The organism is Litoreibacter arenae DSM 19593, assembly GCF_000442275.2.
GTDB classification, from domain to species: domain Bacteria; phylum Pseudomonadota; class Alphaproteobacteria; order Rhodobacterales; family Rhodobacteraceae; genus Litoreibacter; species Litoreibacter arenae.
Genome location: NZ_KE557314.1, coordinates 891,679 through 907,512, shown reverse-complemented (window position 1 = coordinate 907,512; position 15,834 = coordinate 891,679). Strand labels below are relative to the sequence as shown.

Here is a 15,834-nt window from a genome sequence, read left to right as displayed (position 1 = left end):
TCCCCAACGAGAGGCAATATATCTGTAAGGGTAGACATTATGACTACGAAAGCTCCGGCCACCAAGCCGACGAATCCGCGCTTTTCTTCCGGCCCTTGTGCCAAACCCCCCACATTCACGCTCGATAAACTGGCCGACGCCCCGCTGGGTCGCTCGCACCGTGCCGCTGTCGGCAAAGCCAAGCTGCTTGCCGCGATCGAGACCACCCGCGACGTGCTGGGCGTGCCTGCCGACTACAAAATCGGCATCGTGCCTGCCTCCGACACCGGCGCGTATGAGATGGCCATGTGGAACCTGCTGGGCGAACGCCCCGTGGAAATGCTCGCATGGGAAAGCTTCGGTTCCGGCTGGGTCACCGACGTGATCAAACAGTTGAAGATCGACGCGCAGGTCACCACCGCTGATTATGGCGAGATCGTCGACTTTGCCCAAGTCAATTTCGACAACGATGTCTGCTTCACATGGAACGGCACCACCTCCGGCGTGCGCGTGCCATCGAAAGACTCTATTCCAGCCGAACGGGCCGGTTTGACCCTGTGTGACGCCACCTCCGCCGCTTTCGCGACGGACCTTCCGTGGGACCGGTTGGACGTCACCACCTTCAGCTGGCAGAAAGTGCTGGGCGGCGAAGGTGCGCATGGCGTGCTCATCCTGTCCCCCCGCGCGGTTGCGCGGCTGGAAAGCTACACCCCCGCATGGCCCCTGCCCAAAATCTTCCGCCTGACCAAAGGCGGCAAGCTGATCGACGGCATCTTCACGGGTGCCACGATCAACACGCCATCAATGCTGTGTGTCGAGGACTACCTCTTCGCGCTCGACTGGGCGAAATCCGTGGGCGGCCTCAAAGGCCTCATCGCCCGCGCCGATGCCAACACCGCCGCGATCACCGATTTCGTCGCCGAGCATGACTGGATCGACTTCCTCGCCACGGACCCGGCGACCCGCTCCAACACCTCCGTGTGTTTGAAGTTCACCGACGACCGCATCACTGACGGCGCGGCATTCGCCAAGGCGATTGCCAAGCGTCTGGAGTCGGAAAACGTAGCACTCGACATCGGCGCCTATCGCGACGCCCCTCCGGGCCTGCGCATCTGGTGCGGGGCCACGGTCGAAACCTCCGACATCGACGCCATGCTTCCGTGGCTCGCCTACGCCTTCGAGCAAGAGATCAACTCCTAAACCCGTTTCGTGCCATACGCTTTGCCGACGCAAAGCCGACGTAATTCATACCGCAAAAACAAGGAGCCCATCATGGCCCCCAAAGTACTCGTATCCGACAAACTGTCCGAGACCGCCGTCCAGATTTTCCGCGACCGCGGCATCGACGTGGACTTCATGCCAGAGCTTGGCAAAGACAAAGAAAAGCTGCTGTCGATCATCGACCAATATGACGGCCTCGCCATCCGGTCCGCCACCAAGGCGACCGAGAAACTGATCGCCGCCGCAACCAACCTCAAGGTCATCGGCCGCGCTGGCATCGGTGTCGACAATGTCGACATTCCTGCCGCGTCGAAGAAGGGGATCATCGTGATGAACACCCCGTTCGGCAACATGATCACCACCGCCGAACACGCCATCGCGATGATGTTCGCCGTGGCCCGTCAGATCCCCGAGGCGTCCGCGTCCACCCATGCAGGCAAGTGGGAAAAATCCAAGTTCATGGGGGTTGAACTGACCGGCAAAACCCTCGGCGTTATTGGCGCAGGCAACATCGGCGGCATCGTCTGCGAACGCGGCGTTGGCCTTAAAATGAAGGTGATCGCCTATGATCCCTTCCTGTCCGAGGAACGCGCCGAGAAGCTGAACGTGACCAAAGTGGAACTGGACGAATTGTTCGCCCGCTCCGACTTCATCACCCTTCATGTGCCTGCAACCGACAAAACCCGCGGCATGATCTCCAAGGAAAACATCGCGAAGATGAAAGACGGCGTGCGCATCATCAACTGCGCCCGTGGCGGTCTGGTGGACGAAGCCGCGCTGGCCGACGCGCTCAAATCCGGCAAGGTCGCGGGCGCTGCTTTTGATGTGTTCGAGGTCGAGCCCGCCACCGAAAGCCCGCTGTTCAACCTGCCCAACGTGGTTGTGACCCCTCACTTGGGTGCGGCCACCACAGAGGCGCAGGAAAACGTCGCCCTGCAAGTGGCCGAGCAGATGTCGGACTTCCTTCTGACGGGTGCTGTTGCCAACGCGCTCAACATGCCCTCCGTCACGGCGGAAGAGGCTAAGGTCATGGGGCCATGGGTAAAATTGTCAGAACACCTTGGTGCGTTCATCGGGCAAATGACCGACGAGGCGATCGAAGAGATCCGGATCACCTATAACGGCAACGTCTCCAAGATGAACCTTGAGGCGCTGAATTGCGCCGGTATCGCGGGCATTATGAAGGCCACGAACCCCGACGTGAACATGGTCTCGGCGCAGGTCATCGCGAAGGAACGCGGCGTGAAGATATCGACCACCACGCAGGATAAATCCGGCGTGTTCGACGGCTACATCAAGTTCCATGTGGTCACCGACACCCGCGAACGCTCCATCGCGGGGACTGTCTTCTCGGACGGCAAGCCACGCTTCATCCAGATCAAAGGCATCAACATCGACGCCGAGATCGGGGAGCATATGGTCTACACCACCAACAAGGACATGCCGGGCATCATCGGCACTTTGGGTCAGACCATGGGCGAGAACGGGGTCAACATCGCCAACTTCACCCTGGGCCGCGAATCCGCAGGCAATGGCGCAATCGCGCTGCTCTATGTGGACGAAGCGGTGCCTGCAAATGTGCTGAAAAAGCTGTCCGATACCGGCATGTTCCAGCAGGTCAAGCCGCTGCATTTCGACGTCGCCTAAACCATTCCAGCCGCCGCTGTCTTTCGGGGTAGCGGCGGTCAGTCCTTGCGGATCAGGCCGGTAATCGCACCTGCCCCCAGAGCCGCAACGATCCAGCCAATGGACTTGGCGAACCACCGCACCCACCACGCTATTTTGCCCAGAGGGGAGCGTGAGGTGGACGGTGCCCATGCCCCCTCCTGCCCGAAATTCACCAGTGGAATAACGACATCCGCCGCGTAGGCGAATGCGTTGAACGTCTCCCAATCCTGCCCGCCCTGACCGGGGGCCGACCAGAACACAGCAGGATTGTCAGGGTGCGACCGGGTCGCCGCGACCCAGTCCTGCGATACCAGTATAGGGGCAGCGTTCGGGGCCATGTCCCCTGCGTCCCACGTCCGCTGGAAGAACACGCCAAGCGAGACGATCATCACAATCGCGACCACCACCGCCCTGCCGGGCCTGTAGCCATAGCCGATAGTCCAGCGCAGAAAATCATCCGCCACCCGCGCCAAGGCACGACGCGGACCATTAACGCCGCGCTCCGCCATCAGACGTCGATCTTCCGCGCGCAAAAGGCGCTCCTTGTGCATCAGAACCGAGCGGGCATCTTTCCGGTGACCCAGCGATTGCAGCACGGTCGCAAGCTGCTCGTAGGGTTGCGAAGTGAAGGGCATGTCGTCCGGCTTGCGGGCAAGCCAGTCCAGACGCGCGGTAATCTTGGTGTCCACATGGCGGGAGAAATCGCTATAGCGGAACCCGTCGAGCCTGATCGGATAAGAAGCCCCAGGCCCCACAGGTTCATCCCTAAAACGCGCCACCTCTGCGGCAGCCAGATTGACCATGCCCTTCGTAATATGGTTGTCGGTCATATACAGGATGCCGTTGATCCGCGCCCGCGCAAGGCTCAACGCCATGCCGTAGCCATGCTCCTCGCTGGGGTCAAAGACAGTCGCCGCAACGGTGCTTGTTTGCGGCAGGTTGATCGAGGTGTTGGTGATGAAGAAATCATGCTCGACCCGCGCGGATGAGAAGAACAAAAGTCCCGTCGCGTGCAGCTCTGTTACGCTGTTGGCATAGGGGTAGTTACCCAGAAAGACCGAACCCTCCACCCGCAAGGACGGCGCGAAGATGGCGTCTTGCGTGAGGCTTTCGATGGTCGCGTCGCATATTTGCAGATCGCCGCTGATCCGCGCGCCTGCCATCGAAATCTCGCCCATGACGATGGTTCCGGCCCTGATATAGACCGACCCTGAAAACGACGTGTTGTCAGCGGATAATCCCGTCAGATAGCACGCCGACAGATGCAGCCCGCGCAGACGGGCGTTAACGAGATTGATCGGGTTGCTCAGATGGCAGTGCGACAGCGATATATCCCGCTCGCAATCGCATCCCTGCAAGTCGAGCGTGCCGCTGATCCACGCCCCGCGCAGGCGAATACCCTTGTCGTGCAGCGCGTCGAAGCCCAGCAGCAGGTGCCGGATCAATTCGCCCCTGATCGTGTGGACAGGCTCGGCGGCTTTGTGCAAGTTCCCGTCCCCGACGCTGGTGCGCTCGGGGTTTGTCGAGTCGTCGATAAGTTTCTGTTCTGCCGCAGAGAACGGAGCAAAGGTATCTAAGGAATTCATTGGCCGAACGTCGCACGACGCCGTGGCGCGGGCAAGTTCATGACACAGAAAAGGCTTTACACCCCTACCGCTTGCGTGATTCCGTGCGCTTCATGAGCAAGCGTTACCTTCCCTACTGGATCACCTTCGGCATCCTTGTCGCCACGGCCCTCATCCTGCTGTGGATGGGCCGTGTTCCCATGTGCAAATGCGGCTACATCAAGCTGCTGCATCTGGAGACGATGAGCTCCGAGAACTCTCAACATATCTCGGACTGGTACACGCCCTCGCACCTGCTGCACGGGTTCATCTTCTACTTCCTACTCTGGCTGGTTGCGCGGCGGATCGACATCGGCTGGCGCTTGACGATTGCGACGGTGATCGAAGCCGCGTGGGAAATTCTGGAGAACACCGACGCAGTCATCAACCGTTACCGCGAGGTGACGATTGCGCTGGATTACTACGGCGACAGCGTTCTGAATTCGGTCTTCGACATCATCGCCATGTGGGTCGGCTTCTGGCTGGCGCACCGCTTGCCGGTGTGGGTCAGCGTCGCCATCGTTATCATCGCTGAAGTGGTGGTCATGTCCGCGATCCGCGACGGGTTGGCGCTGAATATCATCATGCTGCTCTACCCGCTGGATGCCATCCGCGAGTGGCAGGCGGCGGGCTAGACCTGATAGTAATCGCGGTACCATTTCACGAACCGCGCAACGCCCGTGCGCACATCGGTCGATGGCTCGTACCCTGTCAGACCTTTTAGCAGATCGGCCGCCGCCCATGTCGCAGGCACATCGCCGGGCTGCATATCCATGAAGTTCTTTTTCGCCTCCCGTCCTGTTGCAGCCTCGATCGCCTCGATAAACGCCATAAGCTGCACCGGCTCGCCGTTGCCGATATTGACCGCCCGCCACGCCGCGACGGGTGACAGGCTGTCGCCATCCTCGACCTTGCCTTCGGGACGTTGCGGCGGCGTGTCGATCAGCAGGCGGATGCCTTCCACAAGATCGTCGATATAGGTGAAGTCGCGGCTCATATCGCCGTGGTTGTAGACGTCGATCGGGCTGCCTTCGAGAATGGCTTTGGTGAACTTGAACAGCGCCATATCGGGCCGCCCCCACGGGCCGTAGACGGTGAAGAAGCGAAACATGGTGACCGGCATGTCGTAGAGGTGGGAATAGGAATGAGCCATCGCCTCGTTCGCCTTCTTGGTGGCGGCGTAGAAGCTCATTTGTGTGTCGACCTTATGCGTCTCCTGATAGGGCATTTCGGTATTGGCCCCGTAGATCGACGAGGTGGACGCCATCAACAGATGGTCGCACGGATGCGCCCGCACGGCCTCCAACACATTGAACGCGCCGATCAGGTTGGCATCGACATAGGCGCGGGGGTTTTCGATGGACCACCGCACACCGGCTTGCGCTGCAAGATGCACCACGATGTCCGGCTTGTGCTGCTCCATCAGGTGCATGACCAGACCATCGGTTTCCAGCAGACCTTCGACCGGCGTGAAGTTCGGAGATTGCGAAAGCATCTGGTGGCGGCGTTGTTTCAGAGTGACGTCATAATAGTCCGTCATCCCGTCGAACCCCACGACGTTGAAGCCATCCGCCAGCAATCGCGCCGCGACGTGGTAGCCGATGAATCCTGCCGAGCCCGTCACCAGCGCCGTGCGTGTTTTACCTGCCATGTGTCCTGCTCCTGTGCGTTGCGTCTTGGTCCGTCAAATCGCGTCACAGGTCAAACCGGAAAACGGCGCGGCTTTCCGCGCTCGGGGTGTGGCTTTGCGGCTTTCGCTTGCAATCGAGACGCTTGGGGATCAACTGTAAGGAAGCTATTGAAAGTTGTCCTCTATGAACCTGCTGCGCTCTCTTTTCAAAGGCAGAAAGCCAACCGAGGGATCGTCCGGACCCGCCCCACGCCCATTCCGCCCGCAGCCGACCTCGCCGCATTTTATCGTCGGCGATCTGCACGGCACACTGGATTTGCTGGAGCACATTCTTGAGCAGATAGACCACGTGATCGGCAGTCTGGAGTTGCAAGACCCGAAGCTGGTTTTCGTCGGCGACTACATCGACCGGGGGCCGTCGAGTGCCGCCGTGTTGCAGCGGCTACATGATCTGGCGAGCGAATTCCCCAACAACGTGATCTGCATTCTGGGAAATCACGAGCAGATGATGCTCGATTTTCTGGACGCGCCGGAGGCCCGACACGCCCGCTGGTTCCGCAACGGAGCGGCAGAAACGCTGGCCAGCTTCGGGATAAATTTGCCCGAAGAGGCGGTCTGGGCGACCCATGCCAACGCGCTCGCCTCCGCGCTGCGCACGCAGATGAATGCGGATCTGGAAATCTGGCTGCGCTCGCTGCCCTTGTCGGTCACATCGGGAAACCTGATGATTACCCACGCGGGCATTGACCCGGGCAGGCCGGTCGAGGACCAGTCCCCACGCGTGCTTTTGTGGGGGCATCCGGAGTTTCTCAGCCGGACGCCGGCCAGCGGGACATGGGTTGCGCACGGGCATACACCGATGGACAATGCGGTCTGTGAGGACGGGCGGATATCGGTGGATACCGGAGGGTATGACACGGGCTGCCTGACGGCGGCGGCCGTTCTGCCGGATGGCACGGTGGAATTCCTGCAAACGACGGTGCCACGCCCCGCCGTCTGAGATTCTAATAAAGGAAAAGACATGTCAAAAATCATGATCCTCAGCGCCGCGCGCACCGCTATCGGCACCTTTGGCGGCGCATTGGCGGGCACCCCGCCAATCGACCTTGGCGCGGCCGTCTCGAAAGCCGCGATGGAACGGGCGGGCGTCGACCCCTCGCAAATCGGCCACGTTGTTTTTGGCCACGTCATCAACACCGAGCCGCGCGATATGTACCTGTCCCGCGCCGCCGCGATGCAGGCTGGCGTACCGGATACGGTGCCTGCGATGAACGTGAACCGGCTTTGCGGCTCTGGCGTTCAGGCGATTGTCTCGGTTGTTCAATCGCTGATGCTGGGCGATGCGGAGTTCGGCCTTGCAGGCGGGGCGGAAAACATGAGCCGGTCCCCCTACATCGTGCCGGACGCGCGTTGGGGCCAGAAAATGGGCGACGCCAAATCCCAGGACATGATGCTGGGCGCGTTGAATTGCCCGTTCGGCACTGGTCATATGGGCGTCACCGCCGAGAACGTCGCGGCAGAGCATAACATCACCCGCGAGGCGCAAGACGCCTTTGCCATGGAAAGCCAGACCCGTGCGGCGCGGGCAATCGAGGCGGGGTATTTCAAGGACCAGATCGTCCCCGTGGAGGTTCGCGTGAAGCGCGACATGGTAGCCTTCGACACGGACGAGCACCCCAAAGCCACCTCGCTTGAGGTGTTGTCAGGCCTGCGCACCGTGTTCCAGAAAGACGGCACTGTGACCGCTGGCAACGCGTCGGGCATCAATGATGGCGCAGGCGCGGTTGTGCTGGCGACCGAGGCTGCCGCGAAGGCGTCCGGCCTGACGCCCCGCGCGCGCATCATCGGCTACGCGCATGCAGGCGTGCGCCCCGAGGTTATGGGCATCGGGCCTGTGCCTGCCGTGCAAAAGCTGTTGGAACGCACGGGCTTGAAGGCGGAGGATTTCGACGTAATCGAGTCTAACGAAGCCTTCGCGGCGCAGGCGTTGGCAGTCTCGCAGGAGCTGGGCTTCGACCCCGCCAAAGTGAACCCCAATGGCGGCGCGATTGCTTTGGGTCATCCTGTTGGCGCGACCGGCGCGATCATCACCGTCAAGGCGCTGCACGAGTTGGAGCGCATCGGTGGCTCCAAGGCGCTGATTACCATGTGCATCGGTGGCGGTCAGGGCATTGCGCTGGCGATTGAACGGGTCTGATCACTCGGCAAAAATAGTGGTGCCTGCGGCGCGACCGCGGGCATCAATCACGCGCACCTGTAGATAGCCACGCCCCGCAGGGGTCAGCCGCGCTTGGCGGTCCCAGCTGTTCGTCATCACGGGCGCGCCGTTTTGCAGCCACGTAAACGGCGCGACCCCATCCCTGATTTGCACGGTGACCGCCCCACCCTGCCGCGCAACCCGCGCACCTTCGGGCGGGAAGGCTACCTTGGGATGGTCTTGCGCAACGCCGCCCTGCTCGGCTCGACTGTTGAAACGCCGCAGGGGTTGGGGCAAGTCCGCATTGCCCACGAGCAGCGCATCTCGCGGCGGTGCGGGCAGCGGGTCGCTTCGAGTTTTCACCAGATCGAAGGCGCGGAACATCAACGGCGCGGCAAGCTCACCCCCAAACGCGCCCGGAACCGGCGTGCCATCGGCGCGGCCCATCCAGACGCCAATGACATGCCTGCCATCATAACCAATCGCCCATGCATCGCGGTGGCCATAAGACGTCCCCGTTTTGAACGCGACATCCTTGCGTCCGGCCATGGCGGGACGGGAAACGCCCTTGAGAATGTCGCCGATATACCAACTGGCCTGCGGACTTAAGATGGGTGAGAGGGGCGTAATATCAGCGTCGGTCGCGCCAAGGGTCGTGGCCTTGTCCGGCTGCGCCATGGCTGCGTAGATCTGAATCAGCTCTTGCAAACTCAGCCCCAAACCGCCCAACGCCGTCGCCAGCCCTGCCTGATCGCCGGGCAGTTGCGGTTGCGTTCCCGCCTGACGCAGCTTCGCCATCAGATTGGCTGGTCCGAGCCTGTCCAGAATACCGACCACTGGCAGGTTCAGCGAGGCTTGCAACGCCTCCCGCACGCGAATATCGCCGCGGAAATGGCCGTCGAAGTTCTGCGGCGCATAGGTTCCGAACTGCATCGGGCGGTCTGAAACCAGCGTTTCTGGGTGAATTAGACTCTGATCGAAACCCATTCCGTAAATCAACGGCTTTAGCGTGGACCCTGGAGAGCGGCGCGCCTGGGTCATGTCATTGAACCCGCCCCGCCGGTCGTTGGCATAGCTGGCGGAACCTATCGAGGCGATGATTTCTCCGGTGCCGTGGTCGGCTACCATCATTGCCACGGACAGGTGCTGCGTGTCATCTGCGACCGCTCCCGCAGCCAGATGTTCCAGCTTGCGCTGCGCCTCGGCGTCAATCGCGGTGCGGATGATCTGCCCGCTGTCGGCCCTGCGCAAGCGGTCGGTCAAATGCGGAGCAAGCGCCGCAAAATCATGGCGCTTGGCGCGCAGTTTTTCGTGTGTGATCGCCTCGGGCTGCAACGCGCCCGCATCGACCAAGCGGGCCAACACACGATCCCGCGCCTGCATTGCGCGTTCCGGAAAGCGGTCCGGCCTGCGGCTTTCGGGCGATTGAGGCAAAGCAACCAGCATGGCGATTTGTGATGGGGTCAGACGGCGCGGCTCTTTGCGGTAATAGGCAAGGCTCGCTGCGCGCACCCCCTCAAGATTGCCCCCATAGGGTGCCCGCACGAGGTAGAGCGACAGGATCTGGTCCTTGGTCAGCCGCCGCTCCAGCGCGAAAGCAAGGCGGATTTGGCGCAGCTTGCCGGACCATGATCCGGTACCGCTTTCCTCCAGAAGCCGTGCTACCTGCATGGTTAGGGTCGATCCGCCGGAAACGACACGCCTGTTCCAAGCCGCCTGCGCGACTGCCCGTAGCATGGCTATAGGGTCAACACCTGCATGATCGCGGAAACGCTTGTCCTCGTATCGGATCAGAAGACGCAGAAACTCGGGGTCCACATCAGCGATCGACGCAGCAAGCCGCCAACGGTCATCGGACGTCTGAAATGCACGTAGCAAGGTGCCGTTTCGGTCCAGAACCTCGACGCCCGTTTCAATTGCCAGAACGGGCATCTGCGTGCGGTCGATCCAGTCGTCGAAACGGTCGCGCCCGAAGGCGGACGCCCAGAGTGCGACCGCGACAAATCCGACTGTGCGGGCAAGCCTCACCGGCCGGTGACCTGCACCCGACCCTCATCGGTGCGGGCGCGATAGAAGGGGCGATACATATCCTCAACGCTCGCGGCGGGGTGGTGGTAATCACCCGGTGCAACGGCGCGGAGGATATAGGCCAGTTGAAACTCCTTGGTGCCGAAGTGATCAACAGCCGCGATGAAGCGGTCATCACGGAACTCGGTGTTTCGCACATTCGCGTCGGTGTCGAGCCACGGCAGCTGTTTGACATCGCCACTGCGCAGCAGGTTCGGGTTGTCGATCTCGAACCCTGCGGGCAGCGGGTCGTTCACGATCAACCGCGCCTCGCCCTTGGCGAGCGGTGTCACCGTCAACACCGATACTAGACGCGTCCCGGAAGCAATGACGCTAGCGTCGACCGGATTGCCGTCGAGATCGTAATAGGCCCGCCCAATACGGTAGCCATTGCCGCCTGCCTGCACCGGTTCGTGCGATACGCCGATGGCAGTCAGGGTCACGGTGGTCTGCTCGGCGCTCGTGATCTGAACCGGCTGTTGCGCAGCCTCCTCAAGCACCTTGACCAGTGGGCCATCGACAGGCTCGCCGTTCAGGGAAAGGCCCGTGCCCCGGCGGTCTATCAGCGCGTTCGCCGCGAGCAAGCTCCACACGGATTCCTGTGTCGAGCGCCCGACGACATCGCCAATCGACGGCGCGATACGCGCGCTGATCCTGCCGATATCCAGCGCGTTAGAGCCTGATTCAACCGCCAGCGTTAGCACCGCCGCCGCATCGCGCAGATCGGTGCCGTAGTCATCACGCCATAGCTGATCGTTGCCATTCTCACGGTCCAGCAGCGTTGCGGCACGGCGGAACATGGCGTCGGCCCGCGACGGGTCACCATAAGCCGCAAGCCCCGCCCCAAGCTGTGCGACAGCCAGTGCGGTGCCGAAGTCTTGCGCCTTGGTGTCGGCGTAGTACCGCAGATCACCGATGGAGGCGGCGCCTTCGCGCGCCAGAACGAGCAGGGCGTAAGCCAGCCCCTCACCACCATTTTCGAAATCAGGGGCGCTGTTGACCTCGTTGCGCAGGTTGTTCAGCGCCTGCCGGAACGCGACCTGTGGCACATCATGGCCGAGCCCCCGCGCACGGCTCAGGAAGTCGGTGACATATGCGCTGAGCCACAGATCGCCACGATCCGGCTGCCAAAGGCCGAACGCGCCGTTCGATGCCTGATTGGTCAACACCAACGATACGGACTCACTGATCCGTTCGGCAATGCCGTCACGGTCTTCCAGCCCCATAGCGCGGGCGACTTGGTCGAGGTAAAGCAGCGGCATCGCTTTGGAGGTCACCTGTTCGGTGCAGCCGTACGGGTATTTGTCGAGCGCGTTCAGCAGCCCCGGCACGTCGAAACGGGCTAACGGCCCCGCTGCCAGCGTCACCGAGGCGGAGCCCGGGGCGAAGCCTGCGAAGGCGTTGCCGTCCAGCGTGAACGTGCCGCCAGCGGCGAGGTCGAACTGGCTGCGCCGTTGGATCAGGGGGTCGCTGCGGCGGATATCAATCCCGTGCGTTTGAGTCAGTTCACGCCCGTCAGGCGTGGTCAGCGCAACCGTGATTGTAGCGTTATCCGACCCCGCGACCTCGAACGGAACGGACAGTCTTTCGGTTTCTTGCGCGCCGATGGTCACGGTTGAAGGCACCTCGCCCGTCAGACGTGCACCACTTGCCTCGACGGAAAGCGGCATCTCGCCCGTAGGTCCGTCCGCGTGGACGATTTCAAGCAACAACTGGCTGCTGTCCCCTGGCGCTAGGAAGCGCGGCAAGGTTGCCGTAACGACGACCGGGTCGCGGACAAGGACTTCCGCATCGGCCTCGCCCACGCCGTCTTTTGACCAGACCACCGCCATCAGGCGCACCGAGCCGTTGAAGGCAGGGAGGTCAAAAACAGTCTCTACCTCACCGTTATCGCCTACTTTCAGGGGGCCGGAGACATAGGCCACCAGCTCCTCGGTCGGCGGAGGCGATTTCGCGCGAAGCTGTGCGCTTGCGTCGCCGCCAGAACGCACCGCCCCCACCGCGCCCGATGTGGCGTCGATCAAGCGGCCATAGACGTCGCGGATCGCCACGCCCAGCTTGCGCTGGCCGAAATAGTAACCCGACGCGTCCGGCGGAGTGAATCCGGTCAGGTTCAGGATGCCCTGATCCACCGCCGCGATCATCGCGTAGGTTTCGCCATCTGCGTTATCGACCTTCAGCCGCGCCGTGAGCGGTCCGCGCGGGGCGGCCTCTGTGTCGTTCACGAATGTGGCTTCCAGCTTGGCGTCTTCAGGGTCTATTGCAGCGTGAGACAGCCCCAAGGCTCGCGCGGGGTTTTGTCCGGACGCTACATCCATCGGACGCAGAACCGACGCAGCGACATATGCGCCGCTTCCCCACTCATCCGTGACAGGCAACGTGACGAGGTTTTCGCCCTCGGTCACCTCGACCGCCTTCATGTCGATCAGACGATTGGACATGACCGTAACCAAAGCCGTGCCCGCGTAGCGTGATACGATGCGCAAGCTGGCTGTGTCGCCGGATGCGTAGCGCGGCTTGTCGAGAGAAAGCTCCAGCAGGTCCGGCGTTTGTGCAGCGTCGGCGCTGGCATACCAACCCGCGTTGAAACTCATGGAGGTGGCGACATAGGGGCCGTCGGTGCGCTCTACCTTGACCTCGTACTCGCCCCATTCCACCGGAGCGCTGATTTGCAACGGTTCACCCGCCTTGATCGTGGTCTCGCCAGAGGCGACACGGCTGCGGCTGGTGACCGGATCCCAGTACCAATTGCCGTAGTTGGAATACCATTGGTACTCCGTGCGAACGCGGTTGATGGTCCAGCGCACCTGCATGTCTTGCGGGGTCAGATCGGGGGCAAGGGCGACCACGCTAAACTCTGCCTCGCTGTTTTCCGACAACACGCCATCGAACGCGGGCTTCACCCCGATCAGCGGCTTGTCGAGCAAGAGCGGACGGCTGATCCGCCGCTCTATCGGACGGTTGGAGCCTTCGCGGACGCGGACTGTGACCTCTGCCTCCAGCGGCTGCATCACTTCCGACAGTTCCGGTATATCCAGTTCGGCCGTGGCTTTGCCCGTCGCATCAGTGCGCACGCTGGAGACGAACCCGCTGCGCAGCGGACGGAAGGGGGTATCGTGGCGCCCGAATACGTATCCCTTGAACCCGTCGAGCGACGTGGCGGCGCGGAGGGTGACATCACCCTCCACAGCCAGATCAGCGCCGGGGGCACCAAAGAGGTATCGTGCTTCAATGTCCAATTCAGGAGCTTGGCCACCTACGACAATAGGGCCATTGGGCATGGTTAGGGTCGCATCAATGCGTTCTGGCAGGAAATCCTCGACCAGCAGGTTTTGCGTCGACAAGGCAGGGGCGTCAGGGTCGGCGAAGACCGCAAGTGTCCATGTGCCACGCGGCACCTCTGTGCCCAAAGGCATGTCAAAAATACGCCCGCCTGCGCCTGCGTCCTGTTCGCTGACGCGCGAATACTCGACGCCGTCCGGACGGGTCAGGATCGCCGTGAGGGGCAAGTCCTCGACCGCTTGTGCGGCTCCGTCGCGGGCCAGAGCCAAGGCGTGGATGGTCTCGCCCGCACGATAGGCCCCGCGTTCGGTCGTCACGAACAGGTCGAGCGGCTTGGCAGGCGCGCGACCCTCTACACCACGGTCGGACAAGTCAAACTCCGGATCGCGCAACGACAGGAAGGCGAAGTCGTCACCTTTCTGGACAGTCAACAAGCCGGGGGCCGCGCCACCAGTGCCTTGGATCAAGCCGGGGTCGAAACGGGCGTAACCTTCGGCGTCGGTTTGGATCGTATCCAGCACCTCGTTGGCGCGGGAGATGAGCGAGACTGTCACGTCTTCCTTAGCGGCAACGTCAGATAAGCCCCTTACGAAGACATGCAGCCCGTCGACGCCCTCAAGGCTTGTCAGGCCCAGATCACTGATGACGAACCATTGCGTCGCAGCAGAGTCTTCGTCTGATGGACCAGAAACCGCCGCTTTCAGGGCATACACACCCGGCACCATCGGCCCGATGATCTCGGACACCGGCAGGCGCGTGGTCACGTCCTGGTTCAGCTCGGTTTGGACGTCCCCTTTGCCCTTCCAGACCTCGACGCCCATGGAGTCGCGAAATTCCCGCTCGCCATAGTAGCTGAGCGGTTTGGCGAAGAAGTCGTTCTGCATCGTGCGCAGGATGTTCCGATCGGACACCTTGAACAGCGTCAGATCCAGCGTGTCGGTATTTACCGCCACTACAGGCAGGGCGGCGTCGCCGGTGCTGGGCAGGATATAGGCACGACCGGGAAAGCGGACCGACGGCGCACGGTCACGGACATATTGCGTGATCTCGATTGGCTTTTGCAGAACCTCGCCTGAAGCGGCGGGCAGGCCTTGGCGCAGAGTAAACCGGTAGCGTTCGCCATGGTTCAGGCCGCCAAGGCAAAGCTTGCGGTCCTGCGCCTCGACACTCACGCCTTCGATACGTGACTGAACGAATGGCGCGTAGTCCGTGGTTTTGGACAGGTCCTCCGAGAACGCCACGCAGATGCGCGGTTCGACCGAATTACTTTCCACATCGGTTTCGGCGACGTTGAAGCCGAACAGGCGCACTACGCGGTCCAACGCATCCTCGGTGTCGGACCGCGGTTGCAGTGACTGCGCCAGCCGCAACGGGGCGATTGCGTCGCGGCCTCTGCCGTTGCGCTCGAACGCGTTGGCCATCAGCGTCAAGGCGTTCACCGACATGGCAGGGCTCGAGGCACGCAGGTAGGCGTTTATGGCTGCGCTCAGATAGCGGCGGTTGTAGTCGCGCTGCTTGTCTTTGATCTGCTCGGCGGACGCCGCTGCATCGCGGGCATATTGCTCCCAAAGGTCGGAGCGGTCTTCCACCGTCAACCCGGCCCCGATGAACCGCATGGCGACGGAGGGTTTGCCCTCGCCACGCGCCTGACGCGCGGCCTCAACATATTGCTGCGCGGTGAAATCGTTGGCCGCGTAGCGCTTGGTCATACCCGCCGCTTGTTCATACGCTGCGCTGATGTCGCGGGTGGTCAGGAACCTGGCTTGCGCACGCTGCGCCTGCGCCCGTTGCAGTTCGGCTTGCGATGCGTCGGTGACCTTGACGGACAGCGCGCCCTCGAAGGGCTGGCTTTGTGTGATGTCGGATTTCGGGAAACAGGCGCTGGATTTCGTGTTGAACGTGAACGCCTTGCAGTTGGTGTCGGTCAGGCAGGCGCGGGCGCAGGCATCGAAATTGGTGTCGAAGATGTTGGTCAGGTCGCTGCCGTAGAAATCCACATCGTGCAGCAGGGTCATGCGACGGTCGGGTATCAAGCCGTCGGCAAGCGCCATCGGCGTTGCCACCATGAAAACCAACACTGCTGATAGAATGCGAAACATCTGGTAGCCCCTCTTGCCCGACTTTGGCCAGACGGTCGCACGGGATCACCGAGTCGGGCAAGCCGATGGCGTTAAATGTGTTTTCAT

General features: G+C 62.0%; 9 protein-coding genes. 5 read left to right on the top strand and 4 right to left on the bottom strand.

Translation table 11 applies throughout. The features are described from left to right. The first annotated feature begins 39 nt into the window (after positions 1-39). Positions 40-1,179, top strand: a complete 1,140-nt coding sequence (locus tag THALAR_RS16735) for a phosphoserine transaminase (protein WP_021102789.1) — start codon at positions 40-42, stop codon at positions 1,177-1,179. A gap of 72 nt (positions 1,180-1,251) precedes the next feature. After that, positions 1,252-2,847: a phosphoglycerate dehydrogenase gene (gene serA, locus THALAR_RS16730; RefSeq protein ID WP_021102788.1), complete on the top strand. Its 1,596-nt coding sequence runs from the start codon at positions 1,252-1,254 to the stop codon at positions 2,845-2,847. Between the two features lie 38 nt (positions 2,848-2,885). Here the strand turns inward: serA and THALAR_RS16725 are convergent, their stop codons facing one another. Beyond that, positions 2,886-4,454, bottom strand: coding sequence for a hypothetical protein (locus THALAR_RS16725; RefSeq protein WP_021102787.1), 1,569 nt, complete (start codon positions 4,452-4,454; stop codon positions 2,886-2,888). A 92-nt stretch (positions 4,455-4,546) separates the two neighbouring features. Here THALAR_RS16725 and THALAR_RS16720 point away from each other — a divergent pair, with 92 nt between their 5' ends. Then, positions 4,547-5,107, top strand: a complete 561-nt coding sequence (locus tag THALAR_RS16720) for a DUF2585 domain-containing protein (protein WP_040819467.1) — start codon at positions 4,547-4,549, stop codon at positions 5,105-5,107. Here the strand turns inward: THALAR_RS16720 and THALAR_RS16715 are convergent. Continuing rightward, positions 5,104-6,123: an NAD-dependent epimerase/dehydratase family protein gene (locus tag THALAR_RS16715; protein ID WP_021102785.1), complete on the bottom strand. Its 1,020-nt coding sequence runs from the start codon at positions 6,121-6,123 to the stop codon at positions 5,104-5,106. The two genes, THALAR_RS16720 and THALAR_RS16715, sit on opposite strands and share 4 nt — an antisense overlap. A 163-nt stretch (positions 6,124-6,286) precedes the next feature. On the opposite strand from THALAR_RS16715, the gene THALAR_RS16710 reads away from it, so the two are divergent. Together THALAR_RS16710 and THALAR_RS16705 are read left to right on the top strand one after the other, a co-directional pair. Continuing rightward, positions 6,287-7,102, top strand: a complete 816-nt coding sequence (locus THALAR_RS16710; protein WP_051153796.1) for a metallophosphoesterase family protein — start codon at positions 6,287-6,289, stop codon at positions 7,100-7,102. A 21-nt stretch (positions 7,103-7,123) separates the two neighbouring features. Then, on the top strand, positions 7,124-8,299 hold the full coding sequence (locus THALAR_RS16705; RefSeq protein WP_021102781.1) for an acetyl-CoA C-acyltransferase family protein: 1,176 nt from the start codon (positions 7,124-7,126) through the stop codon (positions 8,297-8,299). On the opposite strand, the gene pbpC is transcribed toward THALAR_RS16705, so the two are convergent. Both pbpC and THALAR_RS16695 read right to left on the bottom strand, forming a co-directional pair. Further along, positions 8,300-10,327, bottom strand: a complete 2,028-nt coding sequence (gene pbpC / locus THALAR_RS16700; RefSeq protein ID WP_021102780.1) for a penicillin-binding protein 1C — start codon at positions 10,325-10,327, stop codon at positions 8,300-8,302. It lies immediately after the preceding gene. Then, positions 10,324-15,747, bottom strand: a complete 5,424-nt coding sequence (locus THALAR_RS16695) for an alpha-2-macroglobulin family protein (RefSeq protein ID WP_021102779.1) — start codon at positions 15,745-15,747, stop codon at positions 10,324-10,326. Before THALAR_RS16695 ends, pbpC begins: the two co-directional genes overlap by 4 nt. Positions 15,748-15,834: the final 87 nt, after the last annotated feature.

Bases quoted from the DNA above. Each gene is read 5' to 3' on its own strand.
- THALAR_RS16735 (WP_021102789.1), top strand. From the start codon at position 40: ATGACTACGAAAGCTCCGGCCACCAAGCCGACGAATCCGCGCTTTTCT.
- serA (WP_021102788.1), top strand. From the start codon at position 1,252: ATGGCCCCCAAAGTACTCGTATCCGACAAACTGTCCGAGACCGCCGTC.
- THALAR_RS16725 (WP_021102787.1), bottom strand. From the start codon at position 4,454: ATGAATTCCTTAGATACCTTTGCTCCGTTCTCTGCGGCAGAACAGAAA.
- THALAR_RS16720 (WP_040819467.1), top strand. From the start codon at position 4,547: ATGAGCAAGCGTTACCTTCCCTACTGGATCACCTTCGGCATCCTTGTC.
- THALAR_RS16715 (WP_021102785.1), bottom strand. From the start codon at position 6,123: ATGGCAGGTAAAACACGCACGGCGCTGGTGACGGGCTCGGCAGGATTC.
- THALAR_RS16710 (WP_051153796.1), top strand. From the start codon at position 6,287: ATGAACCTGCTGCGCTCTCTTTTCAAAGGCAGAAAGCCAACCGAGGGA.
- THALAR_RS16705 (WP_021102781.1), top strand. From the start codon at position 7,124: ATGTCAAAAATCATGATCCTCAGCGCCGCGCGCACCGCTATCGGCACC.
- THALAR_RS16695 (WP_021102779.1), bottom strand. From the start codon at position 15,747: ATGTTTCGCATTCTATCAGCAGTGTTGGTTTTCATGGTGGCAACGCCG.